We start from the raw sequence: 19070 nt of genomic DNA on the forward strand, positions 1-19070 counted from the left end.
TACCCGTGCTCGGGACTTTCACCCGTTAGATTGCGCCCATGCCGGGCGCACATAGCAAAAGCTCCTGAAGGCAATGCTTCAGGAGCTTTTTAATATTTTTTTGTTTTAGTCAACCATAATCATTACAGAAGTAGCTTTAATTACTGCGGTAGCATCGCCACCGACTGCTAAACCCAGGTCTTTGACGGAGCCCATTGATATAGAAGATGTAATAATGTTGCCATTACCAATATCAACCTTGACGATCGCATTGACCGCACCTTCTTCAATACTGACGATCTTACCTTTTAGCTGGTTTCTTGCACTTAATTTCATTTCTACCTCCTTAAGGTTTATTACAATTAAAGCCTACTCATTCAACCTTTATAAATCCTTAATTTTCCGGACAAACTATTTCATTTTTAACGACATTTATCTCGATCACATGACGTTCATCCGCCTGGGTGATCGTAATAGTCAAATTCTCAAACTCAAAGGATTCGCCCACATCAGGAACCCGATCCAGAAATTCAACAATCCAGCCACCCACGGTAATTACATCAAACTCATCATCCATCTCGAAAAGATCAAACATTTTTCCCAGGTTTGCTTTTCCCAGGATTCGATACTTATTTTCAGAAATTTTTACAATTTCATCAATGACCTCATCGTGTTCGTCCCAGATTTCGCCAACCAGTTCTTCAATGACATCTTCCAGTGTGACTATACCGGCCGTTCCGCCGTATTCGTCGGAAACCACGGCAATATGGCATTTTTTCTGCTGGAGCAGGGTTAACAGCTTGGATATCTTCATGTTCGGAGTAATAAAGACCACCGGATTGATGATTTCCTCCAGGCTACTGCTGCCATTGTTCACATAGTGGGTAAAGTCTTTATAGCTGATAAAACCAATAATCTGATCAATGGTGCCCTGATAAACCGGTAACCGGGAAAAGCCAGTATCAAAAAATATTTTGGCAATGTCTTCTTTGGGATTATCCACATCGATGGCCACTACGTCCACCCGGTGAGTCAGGATATCATCGACATCCAGGTCATTAAACTCGATGGCGCTCCGAATCAGTTCCCCATCCTGGAGATCGATGCCACCATCGTTTTCGGCTTCTTCGACAATCGTCAACAGCTCTTCTTCAGTCATGCTGCGTTCATCATTCACCTTAAACAGTTTATCCAGCATTTTCTTCCATAACATAAATAAAAAGTTCACTGGTGTCAAAATAAACATCAGAAACCGAATAAATGGAACCGCAAACATGGCAAATTTCTCAGGCGAATCTTTGGCCAGACTCTTCGGCGAAATTTCACCAAAAATAAGCACCAGGACCGTCATCACCGCCGTTGAAATGGTCACCCCGGCATTGCCGAAATACTGTACAAAAACCACGGTGGCAATCGAAGCTGAAGCAATATTAACAATATTATTCCCAATCAGAATTGTCGATAATAAAACGTCAAATTTTTCAGAAAGCGCCAATACCTGGGCGGCTCGCTTGTTTCCATCTTTGGCCAGATTTTTTATGCGGATACGGTTAAGTGAGGTGAATGCCGTTTCCGTCGCCGAAAAATAGGCTGACATTAACAACATCGCGACCAGAACTGCAATAAAGCCTATAATACTACTGTCCATTGACTAAGATGCCTCCCAGTAAACAGATCCATCAGTCATCCCTATGACTGACTTAATAAGTTGAGTTGTTTTTTTCGTTTTCGTCTCAGATAATGGTACGTCGTCCAATTTTATTCCTCTTTCAAATATTATTTGTCACTATAATATCATATTTTTAGTTACAATTCCATAATATCCGGTAAATTTTACCGGATAGATTATTCTTTAATTTTTTTTAATTTTTCGTCACATCTTGATGACCACAGAAACAGCCGATCAGCCCGATTCTTACTTAGTTTTCCAACCGGTAATTGACAATAATTGAAAAATATTGACAATCGTATCGTAAAGCAGTTGCTCCGCATTTTCCATGTGCCAGGCCAGGCTTTTGGCATTGCTGTAAGTGGCAAAGGCCGCCGCTATACCATGTTCAAAAAGACTTTCATAGCCCTTTTCCAGGGCTCCGGAAACAACCACCACGGGTATTTGCTGATTTTTTCCCCGTCTGCCAATTCCCGAGATTACCTTACCCATGGCGCTCTGATGATCCGTTTTGCCTTCACCAGTCACGATCAGATCGGCACCTGTTATTAATTCATCAAATTTAATGGCATCCAGGACAATTTCCAACCCCGACTTGAGGCTGGCCTGATAGAGCCCCACCAGCGGCAGCGCCAATCCCCCGGCCGCGCCGATGCCTTTGCGATCAATCAGCTCACGGCCGGCCAGCGCTTCGAACAGCTGCCCCAGATGTGCCAGGCCGTTGTCCAGCTGTACTACCATGGCTTCATTTGCGCCTTTTTGGGGAGCATAGATATGGGCAGCGCCCTGATCTCCACATAAGGGATTATCAACATCACAGGCAATGATAAATTCGACTTCAGCAAATGCCGTGTCGACACGACTCTGGTCAATTGTCTTGATGTATCCTAAATTCTGACCACAAGGCTCCAGCTCCTCGTTGTTTTCGTCTAAGAACCTTATTCCCAGCGCGGCGGCCATCCCCATGCCGCCATCATTGGTGGCGCTGCCGCCAATACCCAGCAGAATTTTCTGACAGCCTTTTTCTTTGACCGCATCAACAATCATCTCCCCGGTCCCGTAGCTGTTTGTTAACAGCGGATTTAGTTCTTTCTTTTTTAACAGCGGCAATCCCGAAGCGGCGGCCATTTCAATGACCGCTGTTTCTCCCTCGAGAATCCCGTATTCTGCTTCAATAATCCGGGAAAGCGGATCATGAACCTTTATTTTAACACTTTCTCCCTCTAAGGCCATTAGCAACAAACGCACCAGACCTTCGCCACCATCTGAAATGGGGACTTTTGCTATTTCCGCTGCGGGAAAAACCTGAAGAATGCCACGTTCGACAATGTCACATACTTCAAAGCCAGACAATGATCCTTTGAACGAATCGGGGGCAATCACCACTTTCATCTTCTTTTCCTCCTATTGAGCTGGCCTGCTACGGCCGCACCGTTTTGTCAAAAAATAACAGCATGGGCACCGACCCATGCTGTCTTTTTTAGCTGAAAGTTTTATCGTCTGATTTCCAGCATTTTATTCTTTAAGTCATTTTCCAGTTTTTCAAGCTCGGCTTCTACTTCTTTTCGTTTCTGACGGCCTTCAGTCTGGATTCTCAGCACCTCGTCAAAGGTGGTAATCAGCGATTCGTTGGAGATCCGCAGGGTTTCGATATCAACAATGCCCCGTTCCGATTCTTTGGCAGTGGCAATGGATTCCATCTTCAGGGTTTCGGCGTTCTTTCGCAACAATTCGTTGGTCATATTGGTGACTTCCCGCTGGGCTTTGGCCGCCTGGCCGGAATGAACCACCCCTAAGGCCAGCACCATCTGACTTTTCCAGAGCGGAATCGTGTTTACAATCGAGGACTGGATTTTTTCGGCCATCAAGGTATCATTATGCTGAACCAGCCGGATCTGCGGTGCCATCTGAATCGAGATCATCCGGGTCAGTTCCAGATCGTGGATTTTTTTCTCAAAGCGGTTGCACATCGCTGATAAATCATTAACTGCCTGGGCGTCTTCCGGCAGCCCGCTGAGCTGCGAGCGCTTGATCAGCTCCGGCAACTCTTTGGTTTCTACTTCCTGGAGTTTTTTCTTACCGGCCATAATATACATTGATAATTCTTTAAAATAGGTCTTGTTGACATCGTAAAGTTTATCCAGCATGGCGACATCTTTTAACAGCTGCATCTGATGTTTTTCCAGCGCTTCGGTAATCCGGTTGACATTGCTTTCGGCAGTGGCATAGCGGGTCTGCATCGAGCTGAGCTTATTGCTACTTTTCTTGAAAAAGCCTAAAAAGCCTTTGTCTTCTTCCTCAATGTCAAAGTTTCGCAGTTCCATGACCATGTCGCCCAGCATTTTGCCAACCTCGCCCATATCTTTGGTACGGACATTATTCAGCGCCGTTTCTGAAAAATCGGCAATTTTCTTTTGCGCGCCAACCCCAAACTGCATCACCAGGCTGGAATTGGTGAGATCGATTTTGCTGGCAAAATCGTCCACCATCCGTCGTTCTTCCGGGGTCAGCCGGCTTTCGTCAAAAACTTGTCGTTCCCCCTTCAGTTCCTGATGGACATTAGCGGTCATTGTTTTTTCTTCTTCAAATGGGTCAAAGGTCAGGGTCGGGGTTGCCTGGGAATAATCGTTCATATTGTCTTCCATTGCTATTCTCCTTATCTTAGTTAAGTTGATTATTTCAAAACTGCCATAAATTACAAGCGTCATGGTTTGTTGTTATTGAGTTAGGACCTTATTTCTTAAAATCTCTTTTGGTTAACCCTTCCTGGGCCAGCATCGTGTTAAGCACCGAAATATCGGTTGAGACATCCATGGCGGTGTCTTCATAAAAACTGTCCAGCAGGTTTTCAAAGGCATGGCTGATGGTGTCCAGGGTATCTTCGATTTCTTTTTTAGTAGCCAGAATATTGGCCCCCTGAATCGGTTCGGCATCCAAATCCCGATAGACCGAGACCAGCTTTAAGGTAGTGGGCAGATAATAGCCCATAAATTTACGTATTTCCGGAATTCCCCCGGGGTTTTCTTCTATAAATTCAAAGATCTTGGTAATCACTTTTTCCAGCCGATCCAGTTTCAGAGAAATTACTTCCCCTTCAATCGCTACATTAGCTTCGTTGATTTGCCGGATGGTGTCCTGACCTTCGGCAATCACCTCATGAACCGCTTTCATTTCCGGGTTTTCGGCTTCCAGTTTCTTTTTCTGATCCAGCACCTGCTGTTCCGATCGGGCTCTTTCTTCCTGGAGCTTCTTTCCTTCGGTGAGTCGTAAATGGTTCTCATAGGCTTCATTACTGATCAGCAGATATTCTTCCTGCTCATCAAAGCGTCCTTCCGGGAACATCCCCAGGCTGATCATCTTACGCAGATCTTTGACCACATATTTCTTGCTACGACCAAGGGGATCAGACAATTCGGTAATTTTACAGAATTGCCGTCCTTTCAGGCGACTGGCATACTGGCGAAACCGTTTCACCCGCCCCCGCAGGTTTGACCCCTTGGCTGACATCAGTGCGCTAATCGTAAAAATCGGCAGCAGAATCCCGGCACCAATCCCCAGCAACGGCATACTGTTAAAGGCAAAACCAAATACCGACGAAAAAATAAGCAGCAACAGTAGCGTTACGCCGATGCCGATATTTCCAAAGATCATCAATAACATCCCCGAGATCCGACCATGGGGTGATTTTGAAATCAGGTTATTGGGCTGTTTTTTAACGGGACTGTAGCTACTTTGAGCGTTGTTTCTGGTAACCATTTGCTGTTGCCGCGGTTTATTTATTTTTTCCTGGGCTTTTCTCGCATTGGCCGCCTGCTTTCGGGTTTCCTGGTTGTTTTCCCGCTGCTGACGCTGCTGTTCCTGCCAATATTGTCCACTTCGTTTGACTTCATCCATCGCCCGGGCGACCGTTTCCGAGATGTTTTTATTCAGCTCTTTAAACTCCGCCGAATTCAAGGCATCCTGAACAATATCTTTAATATCATTACCGATATTTGAATAATCTTTTTTAATCATCGTTTGACCTCCCAAACATAGCATTAATTATATCTTATAAAATTTAAAATTTCAATTAGGAAACCATTTCCCGGCGCTTTTCTTTAGCTAAATTCAAGCTTTTTTTGTTTTCATGATAGAAAGCGCTTAAATCTAAAAAAAGCTTGAACAAGTCAAGCTTTAAGTTGGTCCGGCCGTGTTTGGTAAATTTAGCGGACCCGCGGTTTTTGCATACACAGGGGCAGCTCCAGATGACATTGGGATAAGAGGTTTTCATCTAATAGGATATCTTTGACAGTGCCATCGGCAAAGACGCTGCCGTGGTGTAAAATAATCACCCGGTCACAGATATCAAGAGCCATGTCCAGATCATGGGTGGCAATAATTTTAGTCATTTTCAGGGAGTCCAGGGTATTAATTACATTTCGTCGAGCCTGGGGATCCAGAAAGGAGGTCGGTTCGTCAAACAAAATAACCCGGGGATTCATGGCCAGCACCGAGGCAATGGCAATGACCCGTTTTTCACCGCCGGATAAGCGGTGGGGCATCCGGTCCCGAAGATGGGTGATACCCAACTGCTCCAGGGCGTTAACCACCCGCACTTCCACTTCTTCCTCGGTTAATAGTTCATTGCGCGGTCCAAAAGCGATATCGTCATAAACCTTGGTCATAAACAGTTGATCATCGGGGTTCTGAAAAACCATCCCGACTTTTCGGCGAATGTCTTTGAGCGTTTTTTTACCCACTGACAGTTCTTCAACTTTAATCGATCCTTCTTTAATCTCAGCAATACCGATAATCAGTTTGAACAAGCTGGATTTTCCGGCTCCGTTGGCGCCCACCAGAGCAATGCTCTCACCCTCTTTGATATTCAGATTGATATCCCGGATGGCCTGATGGCCGTCGGGATAGGCATAGTTTAACTTTTCAATTGCTAGCATTGGAACTCCTTATTATAAAAAACTGCCGATAAACAGGCTCAGATCAAAAAATCGCATCAAACATAAAATACCCGAAGTTAAAACCAGAAACAGCCAATCACCCTTTTTTATCGGGCTGGGTTTGGCATAAAGATAATTGCCGTCGTAGCCCCGACATTTCATGGCCACATAAATGCTTTCGGCCCGGTCAAAACTTTTTAATAATAACTGCCCGACAAAGATACCCATGTCTTTCATTTTGATCCCCTTGGAAGCCGGGGCTCTTAAAATATAAGCAGTATACATATTGGAGACCTGTTCCAGCAACACCGAAATGTAGCGGTAGGTCAACATGATTTGCTCCACAATTATTTTAGGCACTTTAATCGATAATAGCTGATAGGAAATCTTGGGCAGCGAGGTGGTGGCAATCAGGATCAGTACCGCCATGACCGTAAAAATGGTTTTAACCATAATTGATGTAAAGGAGATCACCCCGTAACTGACGGGCACCGGCCCAATCATCAGGGCCAGTTGCTGATTAAAAATGATATTCGATAAGCCGGCAAAAAAAGAAAAGGGCAAGGCCACTAAAAGCCGTTGCAGCAAGGGTTTATAGGGAATTTCAGCCAACGCCATTAAAATCACCGGATAGAACGCAAAGACCATCAGTCCGGTAATATTGTAAGGATTAAACGAAATGACCAGCACCAGATAAAGCATCGTGGTAATCAGTTTAACCATCGGATGGAGGCGATGGATGATGGTATTGCCTTCGGCCATTTCCTCGAGAGAATTGATTGTATTCATGGAGTCGGTAATTGTTGACATTGAGACTACCTTTCACTTAAATATTAATAACCTCTGTTCTAAACAGAGGTTATTAAGCAAACTATTGTTAATGTTACCATATTAAGATTGTCATTTCAATTAGTATTGAATCCGCTATGCTGTTTTTTCTTTTCGCCGTTTGACAGCGTAAATCAGATAACCGGTTCCACCAGCCAGGACCAGGGTAATCCCTGCGCCGATAATGCCGGACGCACTGGTTCCGGCAGCTGAGCCTTCACCATCCGTTGATTTAAAACCGTAATCCGGCAGAAACGCGGTGCTTTCCTGAATACTGGCGGCACTGTCATAGGCATTGCCTGTGGTTTCCAGTTCAGCAGTTCCCGCGACCTTTTCCATTGACCATTCCAAACCATCGGGATTGGCAGAAGCCAGCAGCGACAAACCGCCACCGACAACAATAGCAAATACCAGTAATACGCCTAAGACTTTTTGAATTGAAAGGTTTTTGGGTAGTTTTTTGTTATCCATGGATGACTCCAGCAATTCCGGTCTCATCTTGTAGATAAAGACTAAAATCCCGCCGGTCACAATCCCTTCAACCAGACCAATGGCCAGATGAATCGGAATCATCATCCCCATAAAGGTTGCCATCGGCAATTCGGTAATGCCGGAAGCCAGGGTTTGGACTACGACTGAAATGGCGCCCAGAGTCAGGGCTAAAATAACCGAAACCACGGATGCTACCGAAATCCGGGTCGGGGTCAGTGCTTTTTTTACAATCGGTTTAAACACAAAGGGGTAAACCAGTAAACAGGCATAGAAACCGAGGTTCCAGATATTTGCGCCTAAGGCTAAAAGCCCACCGTCGGCAAAGAATAAGGCCTGGATCAATAATACTGCGGTCAGCGTCAGAAAGGCCGGAAACGGTCCCAACAGGGCTGCCAGTAAAATCCCTCCGCCAATATGTCCACTGGAACCGGTTCCCGGAATGGTAAAATTAATCATCTGTCCGGCAAAAATTACGGCCCCCATAACACCCATTAACGGGATCTTCTTTTCATCTAAATCGTCTTTACATTTATACGCCGAATAGGCGATTGCTCCGGCGCTAGCCGCAAGCATGATTCCTCCGACTGCCGGAGAAACTAAAGCATCTGCCATGTGCATAATAAAACCTCCTCAAAATTTAACTTTAAACAAAAAAACACGAAGAACACCTCCAAGCTTCAGCTCTGGAAATACCTTCATGGCATCATTTTCGTATCATAAAAATTGATTCGTATCCTGCACTTCAATGCGAAATACTATCTAAATTATAAACCACTTGTCTATACATGTCAAGTGAAATATCGGGAGTCTGTCACTTTGACTGGCAGACTCCGCCTATTCTTAAGCTTATGCTATCGTCTTCGTTTCGGCGGCTGATTGGATGATCTGCTGCCAGATGAATTTGCTTTTTTCTTTATCTTGATCTTTTTATATTTGATATTATTTTTGCGCATAAACTGAACAAACATAATTCGTAGAATGGCTAACAATATCAGGATCACAATAATCGTTACATACCAGTACAGGATCGGATAATCGGTCCAGTTACGGGCTTTCATATCATTGACCGCATACACCGGCGTGGCTTCAACAAAGGTTTCCCCATTATAGACCTGCAGTTCGCCAATCTGTTCGCCTGCTTTGATATCCGTTTCCAGGTTTGCCAGGGTTTGGTCGCCCATTACTTTCGTTTCATCCCATTTCACCTTGGACGTGTAGCTATCCTGATTGGCCTGGGGCACCGCTGTAATCAGGGGATCATTGGTCTGATACTTCAGCTTATTACCGTCAAAGACATGATAATTGACTACCTGCACTACCCGATCTTCGTCTTCCGGATCAGACCATTCCAGCAATTCATATTCTTTGACAACCGCATTAATGGTATTGCTGGCTTCGCTGAAAATCGCCGTCTCATCGGCATTGAAGATTATGCCGATCATGTCCTTATCGTTGCCTTCGCCTTCAAAAACCAGGCATTTATTAGCTTCCTCCGTATAACCGGTTTTTCCGCTGGTCGCATAACCGTTAAAAACCGGATTCGTTCCGGAAAGATTATTGGCCACCCGATACTCTTCGGATAATTCATTAAAATTGGCGTACAGCATCAGGTTGGAATTATTCCACTTGTGCTTGGTTTTATTGGTTTGAACCTCATGAATCTTGGCCCGGGTAATCGCTTTGATAGTGGTATCCTCAAATGCGGTTTTGGCCAGAATCAGCATATCGGCCGGAGTGGTATAGTGGTTACTACTATGCAGTCCGTGGGGATTGGTAAAATTGGTCCCGGTCATCCCCATTTCTTTGGCCTTCTTATTCATGGCACCGACAAAGGCTTCATAGGCTTTATCGGAACTAATTGAACTGTCTCCAGCAATTTTTTTTCCAATGTTGACAGCGATAGTTTCTGCGGCATCATTACCAGAAGGCAGCAGCAAGGCGTAAAGCAGTTCGTTGAGCGAAATCACCTCTTCAACTTCAAGACCAGCTGTGCTGCTGTCGGCATCTAAACTTTCTATTTCATCCCCGACCGTGAAATTCTCATTGAGATCACCGTGCTCAATGGCCACCAGTGCCGTCATCAGTTTTGTGGTACTGGCCGGATAAAATTTTTCATTTTGCTTTTGGGCAAAAAGAATATCGCCGCTATTCACTTCATAAATGATTACTCCCTCATCGGCGCCATAGGCGGGTAAACCCGCCGCCAAAACACCCGATGTGCAAAAGACCAGGCTAAGTATCAACAATAATCCTATTTTTCTTTTCATATCCCCTCTCCCCTCAAAACTCCTATTTGATATAGCGCGTCACTTTGAACAATTCCTTTTCTTCATTAATGGCTTCTTCACTGCCTAAAACACAGATGGCATTTTTGGCAAGCACCGCTTTAATCATTTCCGCGTAGCTTTTTAATTGTTCAACAGTAGTTTCTAATATTTCATCCCGCTCTTTCTGCAGATCTTCAGCGGTTACCCCGCTGAAATAGAAATTATCCGCTATTTCGCCTTTCACCGAGGCACTTAGCGGTACATCTTTACTGCTGATGGTCCCGATAATATACTTTTCCAGCTCGCGTTCGGAAAGATCCAACTGCTCGATATAATCTACAACACCCTGAAAGGCTTCAAAGGTCTTTTTCAATTTCGGATCCCGGTAAGATCCGAAGTACAGGTCGCCACCCCGGCCGATGCTCATAAAGGCACCATAGGCACCGCCCTGAACCCGGACCTTATTCCAGAGATAGTCCATCGACAGAATACCTTTTAAGACTAGCTGCGAACCGGCATATTCGTAGCCTAAATCTCTAATATTATAGCCCTGGGAAACATATTGAATCTTGGCCGCCGTTAAAAAACCTTCGTTGGCAATTTCAGTCTCAAAGGCAAAGGCATTTTTGACCGCTTTTTTCGAAGCCAGTGCTGATACATAAGGGCTCAGGGCAACCAAAGTCCGATCCCGGATTTCTTCAGTGCCGGTAATGCTGATCAGCGGTTTTTTCCGGTTGAAAACTAATGCCGCAATGCTGGCCAGCTTTTCGGCCAGGGCTTCAAATTTTTCATCAAAGTTGGCTTCCAGATCAGCAATAAAACGATAGAACTCAATCCCGCCAAATTCTTCAAACAGCCGGGCTGACTGAGAATAGTAGGACTGCAGCCGTTGCACCCCAACCACATGGCCGGCAGTTAAAAACTGGGTCTCCTTATGCGTCTTGATTTCCCGGATCATGTCGTGGATCAGGTTTTTTTCCTGATAGCGGGTTTGGGTGATCACATCCGTCATAATATTGATCAGGGTCGGGATATTTTCAGCCACCGCTTTACCCTTAACGTAGCAATTGGAGGTGAAATCCCCAAAATGATGGACATCATCATAGGACTCAATCCCAAAGGACAGACCGCCGGTATGAATTTCGATTTCCTGACTCAGTCTTCGGAAATCCATGGTTTTGGTACTGAGACTGCCCAGCATTTTACACATCAGCGATAAATATTTCAAATCTTCCTGGGGCAAATCACTATAATCAAAATAGAGTTTTAAATAGGAAATCCCACCGGTAAAACCGGGATGAAACAGCAGCGTAGTATCCAGCACTTCGGTCACTTCCATCGGGTAGGTTCGGCCGGTGCGACTGATATCAGACAGCGATAGCTTGGGGATTTTTTCCAGATCTTCCGGGGCATCTTCCTCATTTTGTTTTTCAATCAGGGTTAGGGTTTCATCAACCAGCGCCTGGAGTTCTTCCGGGGTCAAACCCGCTTTAAATGCCGCCAGCTTTTCTGCTAATGCCTGATCGGCCTTTTCCTGCAGGGTATTGTCCGGTACGATGGTCACCAGACTCTGGTGGGTATTATCAATCAGCATCCGTTTGAGCAGTTTTTCAAAGTAGCCGTCTTTCCAGCTGTCCTTGAATTTTTTAAAGGCTGCCTTGTATTTAAGGTAGGCGATCGGGTCTTCACCATAGAGCCAGTCATCCATCATTTCAATCCCGTAAATCAGACCTTTGGGATAGGAACCGTATTCTCCTTCAATATGGGAAAATTCATGGATATTGATGCCCGCTTCCACACTCAGCGGATCAAGGCCCTCAGTTGCCAGTTTTTTCAGCACTGACTCCACTGTATTAACAAATAAGTCGCGATGTTTTTCCTCGGTATTTTTTAGCACAATCGAAAAATAGGGTTGTCTGAGCGAACTGCTATAATGATAGCTGACATCTTCAGCTATTTTCAGATCCAGCAGGGCCTCTTTTAACGGCGACGAATTATTATTCAAAATAATATGAGAAAGGATATCAAAGGCCAGGGCATCCTCATAGGATAATTTATCACCTAACACCACATTCAGAGCCAAATAGGCTTTATTTTCCAGCGATTCTTCCTTGGAGACCCCATAGGAGGTCCGCATTTCTGCCCGGGCTGTAAGTGGTGGCTGGGCCTTGATTTCACTGTCAACAATCTGTTTTTCAAAAGCATTGAGATACTCATCATTTAAATATTTTAAGTGCGCCCGGACATCGCCATCGCCATAGAGATAAATATAGCTGTTGGAAGGATGGTAATATTTTTTATGGAAGCTCAGAAAATCCTCATAAGTCAGTTCCGGAATCACATCCGGATCCCCGCCGGATTCAAACCGGTAGCAGGACTGGGGATAAAGGGACTCAAAAATCTTATTCTGGAGCAATTCCTCGGGATTGGAGAAGGCGCCCTTCATTTCATTATATACCACCCCATTGTAGATAATCGGATCATCGGCATTTTCAATGTGATAATGCCAGCCTTCCTGCTGGAAGGTATAGGGATTTTCATAAATATTGGGATAAAAAACCGCATCCAGATAAACATCCATCAGATTCATAAAATCTTTGGCATTGGTGCTGGCAATCGGGTACATTGTTTTATCGGGATAGGTCATGGCATTTAAGAAGGTGTTTAGCGATCCTTTGGCCAACTCCACAAAGGGTTCCTTAACCGGATATTTTTTTGATCCGCATAAAACCGAATGCTCCAGAATATGGGGCACCCCGGTGCTGTCGGTGGAGGGAGTGCGAAAACTGATTGAAAAAACCTTATTATCATCATCGGCCGAGATATAAAGTAATCGGGCCCCGGTTTTTTCATGGACAAAGGTTCTGGCAAAGCCATCTATTTCATCCACAAATTCTTCTTTATTCAAGATAAAGCCGTGGATATTTTCTTCCAGTTTAAACATTTTTTCCTGTTGTTCTCGTAATTCTTTTTTCAAATGTCGCTCCTTTTCTAATTGTATTTATTAAATAATCCCATTTTTCTTGAGATATTCCTTCATTTTGCGTTCATGACCCATTTCTGTCGGTTCATAAAAATGAGTGCCGACCAGATCATCCGGAAGGTACTGCTGTTTAACATAGTGTCCGGGATAATTATGGGGGTACTGATAAGTCATGCCGCGGCCTAGTTTTTTACTGCCGGAATAATGGGTATCCTGCAAATGAGCCGGAACATTGCTGTTAGAGACATGCTTGACCGCCTCAATGGCGGCGTCCACTGCCAAATAGGAGGCATTGCTTTTAGGCGCACAGGCCAGAAAAACCACGGCCTGGGCCAGATTAATCCGGGCTTCCGGCATGCCGATAAACTGAACCGCATCAGCGGCAGCCATTGCCACGGTTAAAGCCAGCGGTTCGGCGTTGCCAATGTCCTCAGATGCCGAGATGACAATCCGTCGGGCAATAAACTTGGGGTCTTCACCGGCGGTGATCATTTTAGCCATCCAGTAAAGCGCCGCATCGGGATCGGAACCGCGGATACTCTTGATAAAGGCGGAGATAGTATCGTAATGATTATCGCCATTTTTATCATATTGGACAGCCCGCTGCTGGATACACTCCTGGGCCGTTTCCAGATTGATATGAATGACGCCGTCGGCGTTTTTATCCACCGTCAGAATCCCCAGTTCCAGGGCATTCAGGGCCCGGCGGACATCACCGTTGGCGACCTCGGCAAAATGATCGAGGGCGTCCTGATCACATTTTATTTTCATCACGCCATAGCCCCGGTCCCGGTCCTCGATGGCCCGTTCGATCACCTGACGGATATCGTCCGGGGTCAGATTGTAAAACTCGAAAATGGTGGAGCGGGACAGCAGCGGCGAGTTGATTTCAAAATAGGGATTTTCGGTGGTGGCCCCAATCAGGGTCACCAGCCCTTTCTCCACACTGGGTAACAGGGCATCCTGCTGGGCCTTATTAAAGCGATGGATCTCGTCAATAAAGAGGATCGATTTTTTATTATAAACCCCCAGATTGTTTTTGGCCTTATCCAGCACCTCGGTGATTTCTTTTTTTCCCGAGGTGACCGCATTCAGCTCATAAAACACCGCATTGGTACGATTGGCAATAATTTTCGCCAATGAGGTCTTGCCGGTACCCGGCGGTCCGTAGAAAACCACCGAGGATAGTTTATCGGCTTCAATCAGCCGATACAAGAGTTTCCCCCGACCAATAATATGCTGCTGGCCGACAAATTCTGCCAGGTTCTGGGGTCGCATTCTCACCGCAAGGGGCGCATTATCGGCGATTTGGCCTTCATAATTCTGATTAAAAAAACTTTCCTGCATAATGTCCTTTCACGAACGGGTTCTATCCTGGTATTGCGAAGCCGATGGTAGGATCGCAATCACCGGTTCGTTTCAATTACATCTATTTCTACCTGGTTTAGCTCAAAAAAATCATAGAACCACTGGTCAATTTCAGCAAGAATCTTGCCTGATTCCGAAGTGTCTCCATTTTTCTTTAATTCTACAATTCTATCATAAAAATCTTTAAAATACTTAATAGCTTCATCTTTTATGTCCGGTATTCCCAGCCGTAACAGGGTATTTGGATAGTACTCATAAAGCTTGTCCCCCAGTTTTTTTCCGTAGGACTTAAAGTAATAATTATACAGCCGGCTGTTTAACAGCAGCACCAGAAATTCCTCATCGACCTGATGGTAAAGCCGGGATTTGAGAATCAGTCCATAAACATCCGCACTGAAATAACATTTATTTTCATCAATGGCAAAACGATTTTGGGTTGCCTTATAAGGGAAGACGATTTTTCGTCCTTCAAAATGATCCGGATCCCGTCCCCATTGCGGCTTATACCAGGCCAGCTTGCCATTTTTGCATTCCCGGCGGTTTGCAAGCTTGTCCCGGTGGTTTTCCAGATGCGCGGCCACCTGAGGGTACTGATCAACGGCCCCGATCCTGTTGGTATAGAGGATTTTCTTTTGCGGTTCGGTTACCTGGTAGGCCCTGACATCCTTGTTTTTAATCCAGGGTTTTAACAAGGCCGGATCAAAGGCACAAAGTGCCGGATCAGTCTGCTCAAAAACAAAGGCCTTGTCATTGCCGGTAATAATCCCCTGAAAACTGTGGACAACATTATCCAGGGTGAACGGTGTTTTTTTCTCAATCTTTTCAATAATCCCCTGCGTAACCGGCGAATATAGCCGCCAGGAATCGTCATTTAAGCGGGCCTGCAGCAGTTCAAATGATTCATAAAGATCGCTTTGCTGATTATTTTGCTCCAGTGATTGGATCAGTTGGGGATAGTTTTCCGGTTTATGGTTTTTAATGAAGAAGCGCTTAACCCGAATGGTTTGCGCGTCATCAATCTCCTGCTTTTTCTCCAGCCGGATAATGGCCGGATCAACCCCAACCCCTTCAATAACCCGCAGCCCGTTAAAATCCACAATTTCCTGGATCGCAAAAGCTTTCCTGATAAAGGCTCGTAACGGTTTCCCGTAGAAGGCTTCGATAAAATAGCGGGAGGTGATATGGATTAATTGCCCCGTGGGTTTCAACAACTCCCAGCCCCGGTAGATAAAGCAATAGGAAAGATCACCCTTATCCCGGTACACCTCGGCATAGCGGTTTTTGAGCAGTTTCATATACTCGGCCTGGATTTCTTTGTGACCTACATAGGGCGGGTTCCCGATTACCACATCCACCGACTGGGTTGTTACTAATTCTTCGGTAAGAATATCGCCGCAAAAAATCCCCCGCGGTTTAACGTATTGGTTTCCTTTCAAGGTCAGGATCAGCCGGGTCACCAGACAGGCAATCGGATCCCGGTCCACACCCAGCAGGCAGTTTTCCAGCAGCTGGCGATGCTGTGCTTCTTGTTCCGCCGGACTCAATGCACTGCTTTTTGCCACAATCTGATCATAAACGGCATTTAACAGGGACCCGCTTCCACATGCCGGATCCAGAATCCGGAAGTCCTGCTGTTCATCTCCGGGCTGGAATGATCCCAGCACATCAGATGCCATATAAGTGGCAATGTTCTCCGGGGTATAAAAAATGCCGTGGTTTTTCTTATGATTGATCAGCAGGCTGGCTTCGTAAAGGCTGCCAATCAGCCCCGGATTCTCACCTGCCAGGGAGGGTAACGCTGTGGTCAACTCACAAACCCAATCCCATATCTCATCGCCAATCGGCTGGGGATCTGCCATAGGTTGCTCCCCGAATGCCAACCTGAGGGGCGTTCCCTGCCACAGTCCCAGAATATAATCCAGGGTAAAATTCTTTTTGATGTCCTTACGATGGGCTTCAAAATCAATCCGCTGATTGTCCGCCAGATACTTCAAAACAATGCAGGTAAGCAAAAAAAGCACATTGGCACTGCGGTCCTCAGTCAGATAATTGTATCTATTTATAAATTGTGTCAGCTTATCTGAAATCTCCAGAAACTTCATTAAAACCTCTTTCATATTATTGATGTTAGTCTCACCTGGTTATTATAACATCATTTGTCTGAAAAAGATAAAGAAAAGGCTGAAATAAACGATTCAAACAAAAAAATCCAGAGAACAGGTTCTCCGGAGAGGTTATCAATGAACTACCGTACCGACCAATTGTTAATCTGTTGTTCGCTGCGGAATCGGACAGGTTTATCAACCTGTTCGCTCCGATGCGTATAACATGATGTAACAATTGTCGGTACTGGGTTATCTTTTCTGACAATCTGACCAGAGTTTTGCTCTCCGGATTTTTATAAATTTACGTTGAAAAAATCAGAACAGTCTTATTTCGGTGATGGCGGTATCATGGTCGCCGTCAGCGGGTCCCGGGACCACCGAGTCGATGACAAAAACGACCGAATCGCCGGGATTAATGGTGGTGGGGCTGATTGAGACCACCTGTTCATCCCGAATCCGTTCGAGAATCATATTGGCCACGGGACTGGTATTAACATACATGACCATCCCTCGGACACTGCCGTTTTCGGAAAAAGAGGTGGTCGTTTTGACATATCCGTTTTTGATGGCTACCCCATGGATGGTCAGAGCGGCTGTTCCATTATAAACGAATTGGACATATTCGCCAACGCCATCTCCGGCCACACCTTCTACCCAGGCGGTGTTATTGCTGCCATCCATCACATTGCCGACATAATAACTGATCCCGGCCATATCTGGCAGGGTTGATGAGGCAACCAGACTGAAATTAGTATAGTCGTAGCCGGTGGCAGTGCCGCCCTCCGATTCGGGCCCTTCTGATTCCGCTCCCCCAGATGTGGTTGGAATATCATTGATAACGTATTTGCCTTCGATTATTTTACTGGCAAAACCTGCCACATTGACTTCAATGGCTTTGATTGTTTTTTCACCTTTTGTCAAGGTAATCGGCTCTGTATATGCGATTGAACTGACCGTGGGCTGAGATCCATCCGTCGTGTAAAAAACCTGATCATTGGCATCAGCCTTAACAATTTCCAGTTTTTGCTCCCCCTGATAGGTTCCCGGATTGAGATTAAAGGACGGCGCCTTAACTGTATAGCTACTTTTCTGATCGGCATATTTACTGTCCCCGGTGACTTCGGTGGCCCGATCAAGCAGCGCGAAAAGATCACTCTCTGCCGCTCCCGCCTGAACTTCTGAAGCAATGTAGGCATCAAAGATTATTTTTAATTTTTCCTCGTTTTTTTCTTTTAAGATGGCTTCCTCAAAAAAGGTATTGGCCATTTTGTAATTGCCCATCCCTGAGTAAGCTTTGGCTTTCCCGAACATCGCCTCGGCATTGTTCGGATCCAGTTTCAAGACTCCGTCAAAAGCCACCAGCGCTTCGGTATAATTCTGTGCAGCCAGCAACGCTTCGCCGTTTTTCAGACCGCTGCCAATAGCACTGGTCTTCTGAAAATTCAAAAAACCAAACACACCGCCAGCAACCAGCAAGACTCCGACCACTGCTGCAATCGCAATGATGATTCCCTTATTCTTTCCCGGGTGCCCAGCTTTACTATCCGGAATCCCGCTTTCCGTTTTTTCCTTTACCGTTGTTTCCGGTTCTCCGGTCTCCCACTTTTCCAGACTTCGAATCGGATTTCCGCAATTTTGACAAAATAAACTGGATGCTTCATTTTCGTGACCGCATTTATCGCATTTCATTGTATCCCCCTTGTAAATGGATTAACTGACTTCCCTCTCTCTCAATTTCTTAGTTGCTTTATATCATCGAATTAAAGTTTGTTTATAAATAATTTACCCACTTTTTTCCCAATTAATCCCGAAGAAAAAAACCAGTTAGCAGAGTGCCAGATTTTGGGCATAAAAAAAACGGCCATCTCATGCCGTTTTTGAAAATTCTAAATGGTGCGAGAGACGGGAGTCGAACCCGTACGCCTTGCGACACACGCCTCTGAAACGTGCTTGTCTGCCAGTTCCAACACTCTCGCATAAATCATTTTGAACACCACTATAGAATACACTGTTTTAAACAGATTGTCAAGGCCTGTTTTAATATTTTTTTAATTTGTATGTATTTTATTCGCTTTTGTTAATTCAATCCTTTAAAATACAGTAACAGCACCAACCCGATCTGCAAAACAATAATCATCGGAATCCCCCAGGCAAATAAAGCATGCTTTGTTTTATGATGAAAAACCCGCATGCCCAGCAATCCGCCAATTGAGCCGCCAATCAGACATAGGCCCATCAGGGTTTTCTCCGAAATCCGCCAGGCCTCTTTTTTTGACCGTCGTTTATCGTTCCAGAAAAAGATAAAGGTAATAAGATTAATGATGATAAAATAAATAACGAAATAATTGATGAAATTGTTCATGTTGTTCCTTTTCTCTTTACCGGCATATATAATTAGATACAGGGGTTTGAATCAACAAACCCCTGTATCTTTATAATCAATTT

14 protein-coding genes and 1 tRNA gene are annotated in these 19070 nt (G+C 45.0%); all 15 read right to left on the minus strand.

Features of this window, described 5'->3' with window-relative positions:
- Positions 1-105: 105 nt before the first annotated feature.
- Complete coding sequence (locus ABGU93_RS11650) at positions 106-315, minus strand: TOBE domain-containing protein (RefSeq protein WP_026394010.1); 210 nt, start codon at positions 313-315, stop codon at positions 106-108.
- Positions 316-373: 58 nt separating this feature from the next.
- Positions 374-1627 carry a hemolysin family protein gene (locus tag ABGU93_RS11655; protein WP_347413620.1) on the minus strand — a complete coding sequence of 418 codons (1254 nt, stop codon included), beginning with the start codon at positions 1625-1627 and terminating at the stop codon, positions 374-376.
- A gap of 267 nt (positions 1628-1894) precedes the next feature.
- Positions 1895-3040, minus strand: a complete 1146-nt coding sequence (locus tag ABGU93_RS11660; RefSeq protein WP_347413621.1) for a glycerate kinase — start codon at positions 3038-3040, stop codon at positions 1895-1897.
- Between the two features lie 101 nt (positions 3041-3141).
- Entirely contained in the window at positions 3142-4293 is a 1152-nt protein-coding gene (locus ABGU93_RS11665; RefSeq protein ID WP_347413622.1) for a toxic anion resistance protein, read from the minus strand.
- A gap of 88 nt (positions 4294-4381) precedes the next feature.
- Positions 4382-5662 carry a 5-bromo-4-chloroindolyl phosphate hydrolysis family protein gene (locus ABGU93_RS11670; protein WP_347413623.1) on the minus strand — a complete coding sequence of 427 codons (1281 nt, stop codon included), beginning with the start codon at positions 5660-5662 and terminating at the stop codon, positions 4382-4384.
- A 188-nt stretch (positions 5663-5850) separates the two neighbouring features.
- Positions 5851-6582 (minus strand): ABC transporter ATP-binding protein, encoded by a 732-nt coding sequence (locus tag ABGU93_RS11675; protein WP_347413624.1) that lies wholly within the window; start codon positions 6580-6582, stop codon positions 5851-5853.
- A gap of 12 nt (positions 6583-6594) precedes the next feature.
- Positions 6595-7392 carry a cobalt ECF transporter T component CbiQ gene (cbiQ, locus tag ABGU93_RS11680; protein WP_347413625.1) on the minus strand — a complete coding sequence of 266 codons (798 nt, stop codon included), beginning with the start codon at positions 7390-7392 and terminating at the stop codon, positions 6595-6597.
- A gap of 114 nt (positions 7393-7506) precedes the next feature.
- A complete protein-coding gene (locus tag ABGU93_RS11685) occupies positions 7507-8520 on the minus strand; it encodes an energy-coupling factor ABC transporter permease (protein ID WP_347413626.1) in 1014 nt (337 codons plus the stop codon).
- A gap of 233 nt (positions 8521-8753) precedes the next feature.
- Positions 8754-10169 (minus strand): D-alanyl-D-alanine carboxypeptidase, encoded by a 1416-nt coding sequence (locus ABGU93_RS11690; protein WP_347413627.1) that lies wholly within the window; start codon positions 10167-10169, stop codon positions 8754-8756.
- A gap of 22 nt (positions 10170-10191) precedes the next feature.
- Entirely contained in the window at positions 10192-13146 is a 2955-nt protein-coding gene (locus tag ABGU93_RS11695; RefSeq protein ID WP_347413628.1) for an insulinase family protein, read from the minus strand.
- A 27-nt stretch (positions 13147-13173) separates the two neighbouring features.
- Positions 13174-14499, minus strand: a complete 1326-nt coding sequence (locus ABGU93_RS11700; RefSeq protein ID WP_347413629.1) for a replication-associated recombination protein A — start codon at positions 14497-14499, stop codon at positions 13174-13176.
- A gap of 59 nt (positions 14500-14558) precedes the next feature.
- Positions 14559-16622 (minus strand): N-6 DNA methylase, encoded by a 2064-nt coding sequence (locus ABGU93_RS11705; protein ID WP_347413630.1) that lies wholly within the window; start codon positions 16620-16622, stop codon positions 14559-14561.
- Positions 16623-16940: 318 nt separating this feature from the next.
- Entirely contained in the window at positions 16941-18314 is a 1374-nt protein-coding gene (locus tag ABGU93_RS11710; RefSeq protein WP_347413631.1) for a chitobiase/beta-hexosaminidase C-terminal domain-containing protein, read from the minus strand.
- A gap of 202 nt (positions 18315-18516) precedes the next feature.
- Positions 18517-18601: transfer RNA gene (locus ABGU93_RS11715), tRNA-Leu, on the minus strand.
- Positions 18602-18702: 101 nt separating this feature from the next.
- The gene (locus ABGU93_RS11720) at positions 18703-18987 is read right to left on the minus strand and encodes a DUF1294 domain-containing protein (RefSeq protein WP_347413632.1); all 285 of its coding nucleotides are present in this window, start codon (positions 18985-18987) and stop codon (positions 18703-18705) included.
- Positions 18988-19070: the final 83 nt, after the last annotated feature.

This window comes from Acetobacterium sp. (assembly GCF_039830195.1).
GTDB lineage: Bacteria > Bacillota > Clostridia > Eubacteriales > Eubacteriaceae > Acetobacterium.